Below are 11,725 nucleotides of genomic sequence, written 5' to 3'. Positions count from 1 at the left end.
CCCACCACCCACGATCGACCCGAAGCGGCGCCCCATACCCGGAGGACTCGCAGCAATCGATATCGGCGACCTAGGAGACGAGGGCGGCAGCAGTGACCCCACTGACCCCGGCGAACCCGGCGAACCCGACCCGCCCTACGACACAACGTGGGACGACTCTGCCTGGGACTTCTCTGCCTGGGACGGCGCTCTGCCGCCCGACTATCCCTGGGATGACTCTGCTTCGGATAACTCTGCTCCGCTCGACCCTGCCCCGCTCGACCCTGACCTAGACGAAGCTACCTACGAACCGCACGTCAGCAATCTCATGAGCCCCAACACCTAGCGCTTGCCGCGCTTCTCACGCACACGCACCGAGATGTGAATGGGCGTGCCCCGGAAGTCAAAGGTCTCGCGCAGCCGGCGCTCGATGTACCGGCGGTACTGCGGGTCGAGGAAGCCGGACGTGAAGAGCACAAAGGTGGGCGGACGCGTCGTCGCCTGAGTGGCGAACAGAATCTTGGGCTGCTTGCCGCCGCGCACCGGGTGCGGGTGCGCCGCCACCAACTCGCCAAGGAACGTGTTGAGCTTGCCCGTGGAAATGCGTCGGTCCCAATTGGTGAGCGCCTCGTCCATGGACCGCTTGAGGCGGTTGGTGTGCCACCCGGTCAGCGCGGAGAGGTTCACGCGCGCGGCCCACGTCAGGTGGGTGAGGTCCTTCTCGAAGGAGCGCTCGAACATGAAGCGCTCCTCCTCCCCCACCAGGTCCCACTTGTTGATCACCATCACGATGGCGCGGCCGGCATCCACCACCTCGGACAGAATGCGCAGGTCCTGCTCGGTCAGCGGGACCGACCCGTCCAGCAAGACCAGCGCGAGTTCGGCCCGCTGGATCGCCGCAGACGTACGCAGCGACGCATAGTAGTCAGCGCCCTTACTCAAATGCACGCGCCGACGGATGCCCGCCGTGTCGATGAACGTGAACAGCTCACCGTCCACCTCGATCAGTTCATCCACCGGATCGCGAGTGGTGCCCGCCAGCTCGTTGACCACCGCACGCTCCGAGTCCGCCAGCTTGTTCAGCAGCGAGGACTTGCCCACGTTCGGTCGACCCACCAGCGCAACGCGCCGGGGCGAACCCTCGTCGTCCACCATCCGCGCCTCGGTGGGCAACGCGGCCACCGCCACGTCGAGCAGGTCTCCCACTCCCCTGCCGTGCAACGCGGACACGGGGTACGGCTCGCCGAGCCCCAGATTCCACAGCGCCGCCGCCTCCAGTTCGCCCTGGGGGCCGTCCACCTTGTTGGCCACCAGCACCACCGGCTTCTTGGTCTTGCGGAGCAGCTTCACAACCTTCTCGTCGGTCGCGGTCGGCCCCACCGTCGCGTCCACCACAAACAGCATCGCGTCGGCAAGGTCCATGGCAGCCTCGGCGGACTGGGCGACGGACAGGTCGATGCCGTGCACCCCGGCCTCCCAGCCGCCCGTGTCCATGAGCATGAAGTCGCGGCCAGCCCACTCGGCCTGGTACGTCACCCGATCACGCGTCACGCCGGGAGTGTCCTCCACCACGGCCAGGCGGCGGCCGATGATCCGGTTGATCAGGGTGGACTTGCCGACGTTGGGGCGGCCCACAATCGCGAGGATCGGCAACGCCTCCCGCTGCTCTGCCGGTTCGCCCTCCAGCGTGGCCAGGTCGCGCTCGTCGAGCTCATAGGCCTCGAGGCCCGCGCGCAGCGCCGCCTCGCGCACCTGGTCGAGGCTCTCCGCAGGGTCCGACGGCGCCGGGGGGACATAATTCTTCAGGTACTCGGCGTCGGCCGGGGAATCGTCGTCGTAGTCGTCGCTCATACGCGTGCCTCCTTGGCGAGCGCCAGCACAGCCCCGACCACTTCGTCGAGCGTGAGGTCAGTCGTATCGATCTCCACCACGCCATCGGCCGCCGTGTGGAACTGCACCACGGTGGAATCCTTTTGGTCGCGCCCCAGCACGGACTCGCGCACCGTGGCCGGATCGGCGCCGTCGCCGGTCCGGCGCGCAAGCCGCACTTCCTCGGACGCGGTGAGCAACACGCGCACCTCGGCGTCGGGCGCCACCACGGACGTAATGTCGCGCCCCTCGGCCACCACGCCCGCACGGTGGCGCGACGCGTCGATGAGCCGGCGCTGCACGTCGCGGAGCACGGCCCGCGCATCAAGGTTGGTGGCCACCGACGACACCACCAGCGAGATGGTGTCGGTGTGCAGCAAGCTCGTGACGTCCTCGCCGTCAAGGATGACGTGCGGATTGTTGGGGTCGAGGCGCATTTCCACATTCATGGTGGCCACCATGGCCGTCACGTCGTCCCCATTCTTGAGGTCGACTCCCTCGCGCAGGCAATACAGCGCGCCCACGCGGTAGGTCGCCCCGGTGTCCAGGTACTCCAGTCCCAGCCGCCGCGCCACCTCTCGCGCCACCGTTGACTTTCCGGTGCCCGCGGGACCGTCGATTGCGATCACTATGCTCATGACCCTGCCACCGTCCATCCGCCGTCTTCGAGTGCAGTCACCAAGTCAGACGCATGCTGGGGAAGCACCCACAAGGTGGTCAGACCCACCGGCTGGCGGGGCGAATGCTCGATGGACAGGTCCTCGACGTTGACCCCCACGGCGGCCACGTCCGACAAGAGGTGCACCAGGCGTCCCGGCTCGTCCGGCACGATCACCGTGACGGCCTCCCACTCGCGCTTGGCCCCGCCGTGCTTGCCGGGGATGCGGGCCACCTCCTGCCGCCCCTTGTCGATCAATCGCGTCATGGCCTCGCCGATGTCGTCGGAAGTCCGCACCGCGTCCAGCTCCTCGACGATGTGGTCGATCGTCTCGACCAGCGCCTGCCGATTGAGGCGCGCGATGTCCGCCCACATCTCGGGGCGCGAGGCCGCAATGCGCGTGACGTCGCGCAACCCCTGCCCAGACAGCGCCACGTCGTCCGCACCGAGCGGCGCCAGCGCGGCCGCCACCGCCGACGCCGCGGCCTGGGGAGCGTGCGAAACCCGGGCCACCGCGCGGTCATGTGCGCGCGCGTCCATCTCGATGATGTCGCACTGCAAGGCGTCGGCCACTTGGGTCACCAGAGCCACCGCGGCCGCGCTCGCCAGACCCGCGCACAGCACCCAGGGCCGGGCCCGGAACAGGTCCCCCTGGGCGGCCATCCCGCCGGAGATCTCGCGGCCCGCCATCGGGTGCGACCCCACGTAGCGGTGCGCCTGGCCCGTCCGTTCGGCAACATCAGCGATGGGCGCCTTCACGCTCGCGACATCCACCACCACCGCGTGTGGCCACGCGTTGAGCGCATCCACCACCACGTGCGCCGTCACGCCCGGAGGTGTCGCCACAATCACCAGGTCGGGGTGCTCCCGTCCGGGGGCGCCGCCCGCGCCGATGCTCCTCGCCAACAGCTGAGCCTCGGCATCCGCATCGGAAATGGTGACGCTCCACCCTTCCGAGGTGAGGCCGATGCCGATCGACGCGCCGATGAGACCTGCGCCGATGATGTGGGTGGTGGGCGTGGTCGCCATTACTGGGCGAGATCCCGGCGCAGTGACACGGCCTCGTGCAGGTACACGTGGGACACCATGTCTCGCGGTCGGTCCATCTCGACGTGCATCATGACGCGCACCACCATGGGCAGGGCGCCAGGCACGGCCATCTCTTGGGCGCACATCAGCGGCACCGCGCCAAATCCCAGCGTGCGGGCGGCCGCCGCGGGAAAATCGCTGACGATGTCCGGCGTGCAGGTGAAGAACACGGAGATCACGGCCTGGGTCGTGATGCCGTTCTCGTGGAGCATCCCCTCGACAAGTTCGCGGGTGCGCTCGTGCAGGTGTTTACGCTCATCGCGTGCGAGCGTTGTTGCGCCCCTGATCGCCCGTACCGCCATGCGGCAATGCTACCGGGCCGTAGGGCCGACGCGTGGCACGGCCGGGCGCTACAGGCCCGCCTCTTGCTGGAGCAAACCCACTTCGGTGTTGCTGAGTCGACGCTGCTCGCCGGCCTGAAGAGTGCCAAGCCCCACGGGCCCGAATTTGGTGCGCACCAGATCGATGACCGGATGCCCGACGGCATCAAACATGCGCCGCACGATGCGGTTGCGGCCCTCGTGCATGACCACCTCGACCAGCGAGTGGTCGTCCGTCGCGTCGATGATGCGGCACTCGGCGGCGCGCACGGGCCCGTCGTCCAGCTCCAGCCCCTGACGCAGCGTGGTGCCGATGCCCTTGTTGACACGCCCCCGCACCTTCGCGACGTACACCTTGGACACGCCGTGCGTGGGGTGTGCAAGCTTGTTAGCCAGATCCCCGTCGTTCGTGAGCAGCAGGACGCCCGTGGTGTCCGCGTCCAGCCGGCCCACATGGAACAGCCGCTCCTCGTACTCCGTGACGTATTGCTGAAGTGAGGGGCGCCCCTCGGGATCGCTCATGGTGCTCACCACGCCCTTGGGCTTGTTCAGCACCACCGTAATCAGGTGAGTGTCCACAGACACCCGCTTGCCGTCCACCTTGATGACGCATTCGTCGGGATTGATGCGGACGCCCAGCTGGTCCACCACCTCGCCGTTCACCGTCACCTTGCCCGCCTCAATGAGGTCCTCGCACTTGCGGCGGGAGCCCACGCCGGCCTGAGCGAGCACCTTCTGAAGGCGCACGCCTTCGGGGCGGTAGATCTCCAGGTCGCCCATCAATTCGCCTCATCCACGTCGTCGAGGTCCGGCAGGTACGGGGCCAACGCCGGCAGGTCATCCAACGAACCCAGGCCGATGCGCTCAAGGAACTCGGTGGTGGTGCCGTACTGGACGGCGCCCCCCACTTCCCCCACCTCGGTCACAAGGCCGCGGTTGAGCAGCGTCTTCATCACCGAATCCACATTAACGCCGCGAATCTGCGACACCTGACCACGAGTGGCCGGCTGGCGGTATGCCACCACCGCGAGCGTCTCGAGCGCCGCCTGCGAGAGCCTGGCCGATTGGCCCTCGACCACAAAGGCTCCCACCGCGTCGGCGAACAGCGGGGACGAGTAGACGCGCCACCCGCCGCCCACCTCACGCAACTCGAAGCCGCGGGGGTTGTCCGGGTTGGCGTATTCGTCACGCAGGGCGTGCAACGCATCGAGCACCTGAGGCTCCGGCACGTCGAGGGCTGTCGCGAGGTCCACAGGCGTGGCGGGCTCGTCAATCACCATGAGAATCGCCTCGAGGGCGGGACGCACCTGAACGGTCATGGGGTGGCTTCCTCCTCGACGCCGTCAAACTCTCCGCTCACCTGAATGTCCTCGTGGGAACCGGTCCAGCGAATGGTGAGCTCGCCGAGCGAGCGTACCTGCTCAAATGCGACCGCCGACTCACGGAAGAGTTCCAGCAGCGCGAGAAACCGTGCGACGACCATGGCGGGGTGGTCGGCGTCGGCGACGAGCGAGCGGAACGTCATCGCCCCGGCACGCTGAAGCCGACTGGAAATGATGGCGGCCTGTTCGCGCACGCTCACCTTCGGGTTGTGCAGATGCGTGAGGGACACCCCCAGGTCCTGCGGCTTGGGCTGGAGCGCGTGAGCCGCGAGGCGGGCCACATCCTCCGGCGTCGCGCGCCACACCAGTTCGGGCAGCAGCATCGCGAAGTGCGGCTCCAGCGCCACGTCACGAGGCATGCGGCGCGGCGCATCCATCAGCTTCTCGACGGCGCCCGCGACCTCCTTGAACGCCCGATACTGGAGTAGGCGCGCAAAGAGCAGGTCACGGGCCTCCAGGAGCGCCAGATCCTCCGCATCGTCCACCTCGCCTTGAGGCAGCAGGCGAGCGGCCTTGAGGTCAAGCAGCGTGGCGGCGACCACCAGAAACTCGGAGGCTTGCGACAGGTCCCAATCCCCCTCGCGGGCGCGCACTGCCATGAGGAACTCGTCGGTCACGATCGCCAGCGCCACGTCCGTGATCTCCATCTCGTGCTTCGAGATCAGGCTCAACAGCAGGTCAAAGGGACCTTCGAAATTGGGGAGGTGCACCTGGAAGGCGCTGGGTGCCCCCTCAACGGCTGCAGTCACGTCAGGCTGCCACCCCGCGTGTCACCAATTCCCGGGCGAGCTGGCGGTAGGCCTCAGCGCCGGCGTGCTTGGGCGCAAAGGTGAGAATGGATTCGGACGCGACCGACGAGTCGGGGAACTTCACCGTCCGGCCGATCATCGTCTCGGTCACGCGGTCCCCAAAGGCGTCACGCACCCGCGCCACCACTTCCTGGGCGTGCAAGGTGCGGGGGTCGTACATCGTCGGCACGATCGCATCCATCGTCAGCTTGGGGTTCAGCCGGTCCTGCACTTTGCTCACCGTGTCGACCAGCAGCGCGACGCCACGCAACGCGAAGTACTCGCAGGCGAGCGGAATCACCACGCCGTGGGCGGCCACCAACGCATTGACGGTCAACAGGCCGAGCGAGGGCTGGCAGTCGATCAGGATCAGATCGTAGTCGTCCTCGATGGACCGCAGGGCCCGGGCCAACGCACTCTCGCGTGCCACTTCGCCCACCAGCTGCACCTCTGCGGCGGACAGGTCGATGTTCGCGGGCAACACATCGAGGCGGTCGATGCCGGTGGGCAGGATCACGCTCGCCGTGTCCACCTTGGGCCCCATCAGCAGGTCGTACACCGTGGTGTCGAGTTCGTGCGGCTTCAGGCCGAGGCCAGCAGACGCGGCGCCTTGCGGGTCGAAGTCGACCAGCAGCACCTTGCGACCGTATTCGGCAAAGGCGGCGGCAAGGTTGACCGACGTAGTGGTCTTGCCTACTCCACCCTTTTGGTTGCACAGGGCCACAACTCTGGCCGGACCTGTGCCACGGAGCGCAGGGGGTACGGGGAACTCAGTCACGTCGCTCACCTTACTCCGGGCGAGGTGCCCCCACACCGCGGGCACGCGGGTGAGCGGTCTGGTAAACCTCGCGCATCGCGTCGCGCGTCACCAGCGTGTAGACCTGCGTGGTCGTCACCGATGCGTGGCCCAGCAACTCCTGCACTACGCGGATGTCGGCGCCTCCACGCAGAAGGTGGGTGGCAAACGAGTGGCGCAGCGTGTGCGGCGAGACGTGTTCGATTCCGGCGCGCTGCGCGGCGGCCTTGATGATGGTCCAACCGCTCTGCCTGCTCAGGCGCCCGCCGCGAGTGTTGAGGAACAGCGCGGGAGTTCCCTTTCCGGCGGCGGCAAGCGCGGGTCGAGCCCTCACCACGTAGGCGTTGACCGCATCGGCCGCATAGTGCCCCATCGGCACCATCCGCTCCTTGCGCCCCTTGCCCCTCAGCAGCACGGCCTCCGCCCCCGGCTCCAGCGAGATGTCGTCGACGTCGAGCCCGATCGCCTCGGACACGCGTGCGCCCGACGCGTAAAGAACCTCCAGCAGCGCCTTGTCTCGAAGCGGACCCGCGCCCTGCCCCACCCCAGCCGCTTCGAGCAGGGATTCCACCTGGTCGGTGCCGAGGGCCTTGGGAAGCCGTGCAGGTGTGGTGCGTGGCTTGACGTCGATCGCGGCATCGTCAAGCGTCCAACCCTCGGCGACCGCGAAACGGTGCCAACCGCGGACGGCAACGACGGTGCGGGCGGCCGATGCGGGGGCGAGTGCCGTGTGCCCGTCGTCCCCCGACGACACGGCCTGGGCGAATGCCGACACATGGTGGGGGCTCGCGTCGGCCAAGCGGGTCACGCTGTGGGCGTCCAGGTACTCGACATAGCGGCCCAGGTCCCGGCGATACGCGGCGACGGTGTTGCGCGACAGCCCTCGCTCGACCGTCACGTGAGCGAGATAGGTGGCGAGCTCCCGCTCGAGTCCTAGCCCTGCCACACCGCGAGCGACTCTGGCCAAAACGGGTCGACCAAGATGGCGCCGAAGACGACGGAGAGATACATGATCGAGTCACGGAACAGGCGCATGGAACGCAACTTGGAACCGTCCATGGTGCGCTTGTACAACGCGACGCAACCGCCCACGAACCACACGCCAAAGCCGAGCGCTAACACGGCGTAGATCCACGACATGGAGGCCAGCGGAACCAGAGCGAGCGACACCACCACCATCGCGGTGGCGTACGCGATCATCTCCTTGGCGACCTTGACCGGCGTGGCGACCACGGGAAGCATCGGCACCTCGGCGTGCTCGTAGTCCTTGCGGAACTTGAGGGCGAGAGGCCAGTAATGAGGCGGCGTCCACAGGAAGATGATGAGAAACAGCACCACGGGGGTCCATGACAAGGACTCGCGCACGGCAGCCCAGCCGATCAGAACCGGCATGCAACCCGCCGCGCCTCCCCACACGATGTTCTGCGAGGTCCGACGCTTCAGCAGCATCGTGTATCCCACCGTGTACAGGAGGATCGCGACCACCGACAGCACCGTGGCAAGCGGCGACCCGACCAGCCACCAGAACCACGCGGTCGAGATCGCGGCAAGAATCCAGGCAAACGTGATCCCCGCGCGCGCGGATACGGCCCCCGTCACAAGCGGTCTTCCCTGCGTGCGCTTCATCACCGCATCGATGTCGCGGTCAAGATAGCTGTTGAACGCATTCGCCGAACCGGCCGACAGCGTGCCGCCGATCAGCGTTGCCGTCATCAACCACGCGCCGGGCCAGCCTTCCGCCGCGAGCACCATAGTGGGTAGCGTCGTGATGAGCAGAAGTTCAATGATGCGGGGCTTGGTGAGCGAGACGTACGCCTTGATCACCCTGGTCGCGGCGATGACTCGGCCCACGGAGGGTGCGGGGACGTCAGTGGGCGTCGTCGTAGGGGACGGCATAACTCGATTGTACGTGGGCCCTGCACGAACAAGCGCCCTCGTAGGGCTCCGAACGGGCCCGCGCCGCCGCTAGGCTAGGAATGCCCCACCGAAGCTATTAGGGAGAGCCGTGAAAACTGGATGGACTGACCTCGACAACCGTGCGATCGACACCCTTCGTGTCCTTGCCGCCGACGCCGTGGAAAAGGTGGGCAACGGCCACCCTGGCACGGCAATCTCGTTGGCCCCAGCCGCGTACCTGCTCTATCAGAACGTGATGACGCATGACCCCTCGGACCCCAGTTGGTTGGGCCGTGACCGGTTCGTGCTCTCGTGCGGCCACTCGTCGCTCACGCTCTACCTGCAACTCTTTGCGTCGGGCTACCCCATGAGCTTGGATGACCTCAAGCAACTACGCACCGAGGGCTCACAAACCCCTGGCCACCCCGAATACGGCCACACGCCGGGAGTGGAAATCACGACGGGGCCGCTCGGTTCCGGACTTGCCTCCGCAGTGGGCATGGCGATGGCCTCCCGACGTGAGCGCGGCCTGCTCGATCCCGACGCTGCCCCCGGCGAGTCAGTCTTCGACCACTACATCTACGTGGTCGCCTCCGACGGCGACCTTGAAGAGGGGGTGTCCTCCGAGGCCTCCTCCCTCGCCGGCGTGCAAGAGCTGGGCAACCTCATCGTGATCTGGGACGACAACAAGATCTCCATCGAGCACGAGACCGACATCGCGTTCGGCGAGGACGTCCTGAAGCGCTACGAGGCCTACGGCTGGCACACTCAGCGCGTCGACTGGGTCACGCCCGACGGTTACACGGAAGACACCGACGCGTTGCTGGACGCCCTCGACAATGCCAAGGCAGAGACGGGCAAGCCGTCGATCATCGCGCTCAGCACCATCATCGGCTGGCCCTCGCCCTCGAAGCAGAACACCGGCGGCGTGCACGGGTCCGCGCTTGGCGCCGACGAGGTCGCCGGCCTGAAGACGGTCCTGGGCTTCGATCCCGAGCAAGACTTCGCCGTGGAGCCCAAGGTGCTGTCGCACATGCACCAGGTGCGCGAACGGGGCCAGGCGGCCCACTCCGAGTGGAATGCGCGTTTCTCCAAGTGGCAGGCCGAGGAGCCCGAGCGCGCGGCACTCCTTGACCGACTGGTGGCCAAGGAGTTTCCCGCCAACTGGACCGACGCGCTACCCACCTTCGAGGTGGGCACGTCGATCGCGACGCGCGCCGCCTCCGGCGACGTGCTGACGGCACTCGCCCCCGTGCTGCCCGAGCTGTGGGGAGGCTCGGCCGACCTCGCGGGCTCGAACAACACGACCATGAAGGGCGAACTGTCGTTCCTGCCCCCGCACCGCTCGGTGAAGTCGTGGGAGGGCACCTGGTACGGACGCACGCTGCACTTCGGCATCCGCGAGTTCGGCATGGGCACCATCCTCAACGGCATCACGCTGCATGGGCTCACACGCGCCTACGGTGGCACGTTCCTGGTGTTCTCCGACTACATGCGCGGCTCGGTGCGCCTCGCCGCGCTGATGGGGATCCCCACCACGTTCGTCTGGACCCACGACTCCGTGGGCCTGGGCGAGGACGGCCCCACCCACCAGCCGATCGAACACGTCGCCACGCTGCGCGCGATTCCCGGCATCGACATCGTTCGCCCCGCCGACGCCAATGAGACGGCGTGGGCTTGGCGGCACGCCCTCGAGACCAAGGATCGCCCGTGCGGCCTGATCCTGACGCGTCAGGGTGTGCCCGTTCTCGAAGGAACGTCGGCGGACGGCTTCGCCAAGGGCGCCTACGTCCTCGCAGGAGCCGACGAGGACGCCGACGTGCTCCTTGTCGCCACCGGTTCCGAGGTGCAGGTGGCCGTCGCCGCACGCGAGGCGCTCGCCAAGGACGGGGTCACGGCGCGCGTCGTCTCGATGCCGTGCCGCGAACTATTCGAACGTCAGGATGCGGCCTATCGAGACTCGGTGCTGCCCCCGTCGGTCAAGGCGCGCGTGTCGATCGAGGCGGGTTCGCCCCTGGGCTGGCGCGAGATCGTCGGCGACGCCGGACGCATCGTCGGCATCGACCACTTCGGGGAGTCCGCGGACGGTGGTCTGCTGCTCAAGAAGTACGGCATCACCACCGAGAACGTGGTGACCAAGGCCAAGGAGTCCCTCGAGGCCTCTGCGTGAGCACGTTCCTCGCCACGTGGGTGGGCCTCGGCGACGAGGCCCACCTCGCGGTGACGGTGGCCGGAGACGCGGCGGAGGCCGCGTCGCGGCTTACAGAGAGCCTTGTGGCCGACAGGGTCGCGTCGCGTATCGCGAACGGCGACCACACGGTATGGGGCCCTGGCGCCGAGCGCGACGCCAGCGTCCGCCTGGGTTGGGTGACTCTGCCCAAGTCCTCGCGAAAGCTCATCGAGGACCTTGAGAATCTCTACGCGGACACCCGGGCCGAGGGAATCACTCGAGTGGTGCTCGCAGGCATGGGCGGTTCGTCCCTTGGCCCCGAGGTCATCTGTGCCACCTATGGCGTCCCCTTGGTGACCCTGGACTCGACCGATCCGGACCAGGTGCGCGCTGCGCTCACGGGCAACCTCGAGTCCACGTTGCTGGTGGTGTCGTCGAAGTCGGGCGGCACCGTGGAGACGGACTCTCAACGGCGGGTCTTCGAGGCGGCCTTCGAGGAGTCCGGCGTGGACCCGCGCAAGCACATCGTGGTGGTCACGGACCCCGACTCGCCCCTTCATCGGGCCGCGAAACTCGCTGGCTACCGCGCGGTGTTCCTGGCGGAGCCTCACGTCGGCGGTCGGTTCTCGGTCCTGGGCGGATTCGGACTCGTCCCGTCGGCGCTGGCCGGCGTTCCGGTGGCGGAACTCCTCGACGAGGCCGACGCCGTGGCCGGTTCCCTCGCCGAGGATCACCCAGCCAACCCCGCGATTGTGCTGGGCGCCGCCATGGCGGGCTC

The 11,725-nt window shown here is 67.7% G+C and carries 12 protein-coding genes and 1 pseudogene; 3 read left to right on the top strand and 10 right to left on the bottom strand.

Features of this window, described 5'->3' with window-relative positions; genetic code table 11:
* Positions 1–325 (top strand): hypothetical protein (locus tag QZZ29_RS05170; protein WP_291381915.1); only part of this gene is annotated, 325 nt, incomplete at its 5' end.
* Here QZZ29_RS05170 and der read toward each other — a convergent pair.
* The 10 genes from der to QZZ29_RS05120 are packed head-to-tail and all read right to left on the bottom strand — an operon-like array spanning position 322 to position 8,777.
* Positions 322–1,830 (bottom strand): ribosome biogenesis GTPase Der, encoded by a 1,509-nt coding sequence (gene der / locus QZZ29_RS05165; RefSeq protein WP_291381914.1) that lies wholly within the window; start codon positions 1,828–1,830, stop codon positions 322–324. The genes QZZ29_RS05170 and der overlap by 4 nt on opposite strands.
* Positions 1,827–2,486: a (d)CMP kinase gene (gene cmk, locus QZZ29_RS05160; RefSeq protein WP_291381913.1), complete on the bottom strand. Its 660-nt coding sequence runs from the start codon at positions 2,484–2,486 to the stop codon at positions 1,827–1,829. Before cmk ends, der begins: the two co-directional genes overlap by 4 nt.
* Positions 2,483–3,535: a prephenate dehydrogenase gene (locus QZZ29_RS05155; RefSeq protein WP_291381912.1), complete on the bottom strand. Its 1,053-nt coding sequence runs from the start codon at positions 3,533–3,535 to the stop codon at positions 2,483–2,485. The genes cmk and QZZ29_RS05155 overlap by 4 nt, the downstream gene beginning before the upstream one ends.
* Positions 3,535–3,897, bottom strand: coding sequence for a chorismate mutase (gene aroH / locus QZZ29_RS05150; RefSeq protein WP_291381911.1), 363 nt, complete (start codon positions 3,895–3,897; stop codon positions 3,535–3,537). Before aroH ends, QZZ29_RS05155 begins: the two co-directional genes overlap by 1 nt.
* Positions 3,898–3,945: 48 nt before the next feature.
* The gene (locus QZZ29_RS05145; RefSeq protein WP_291381909.1) at positions 3,946–4,695 is read right to left on the bottom strand and encodes a pseudouridine synthase; all 750 of its coding nucleotides are present in this window, start codon (positions 4,693–4,695) and stop codon (positions 3,946–3,948) included.
* The gene (gene scpB, locus QZZ29_RS05140; protein WP_291381907.1) at positions 4,695–5,234 is read right to left on the bottom strand and encodes an SMC-Scp complex subunit ScpB; all 540 of its coding nucleotides are present in this window, start codon (positions 5,232–5,234) and stop codon (positions 4,695–4,697) included. The genes QZZ29_RS05145 and scpB overlap by 1 nt, the downstream gene beginning before the upstream one ends.
* Complete coding sequence (locus tag QZZ29_RS05135) at positions 5,231–6,046, bottom strand: ScpA family protein (RefSeq protein ID WP_291381904.1); 816 nt, start codon at positions 6,044–6,046, stop codon at positions 5,231–5,233. The genes scpB and QZZ29_RS05135 overlap by 4 nt, the downstream gene beginning before the upstream one ends.
* A gap of 1 nt (position 6,047) precedes the next feature.
* Entirely contained in the window at positions 6,048–6,863 is an 816-nt protein-coding gene (locus tag QZZ29_RS05130) for an AAA family ATPase (protein WP_291381902.1), read from the bottom strand.
* Positions 6,864–6,873: 10 nt separating this feature from the next.
* Entirely contained in the window at positions 6,874–7,827 is a 954-nt protein-coding gene (locus QZZ29_RS05125; protein WP_291381900.1) for a site-specific tyrosine recombinase XerD, read from the bottom strand.
* Positions 7,815–8,777, bottom strand: a complete 963-nt coding sequence (locus QZZ29_RS05120) for a heme o synthase (RefSeq protein ID WP_291381898.1) — start codon at positions 8,775–8,777, stop codon at positions 7,815–7,817. The genes QZZ29_RS05125 and QZZ29_RS05120 overlap by 13 nt, the downstream gene beginning before the upstream one ends.
* A 109-nt stretch (positions 8,778–8,886) precedes the next feature.
* Here QZZ29_RS05120 and tkt point away from each other — a divergent pair, with 109 nt between their 5' ends.
* Both tkt and QZZ29_RS05110 read left to right on the top strand, forming a co-directional pair.
* Entirely contained in the window at positions 8,887–10,947 is a 2,061-nt protein-coding gene (gene tkt, locus QZZ29_RS05115; RefSeq protein ID WP_291381897.1) for a transketolase, read from the top strand.
* Positions 10,944–11,725, top strand: a pseudogene (locus QZZ29_RS05110) (glucose-6-phosphate isomerase); the annotation flags it as partial. The gene tkt and the pseudogene QZZ29_RS05110, both read left to right, overlap by 4 nt.

The organism is Demequina sp., from assembly GCF_016278765.1.
Lineage (GTDB): Bacteria > Actinomycetota > Actinomycetes > Actinomycetales > Demequinaceae > Demequina.
This window is presented reverse-complemented; position numbering and strand designations above follow the sequence as displayed.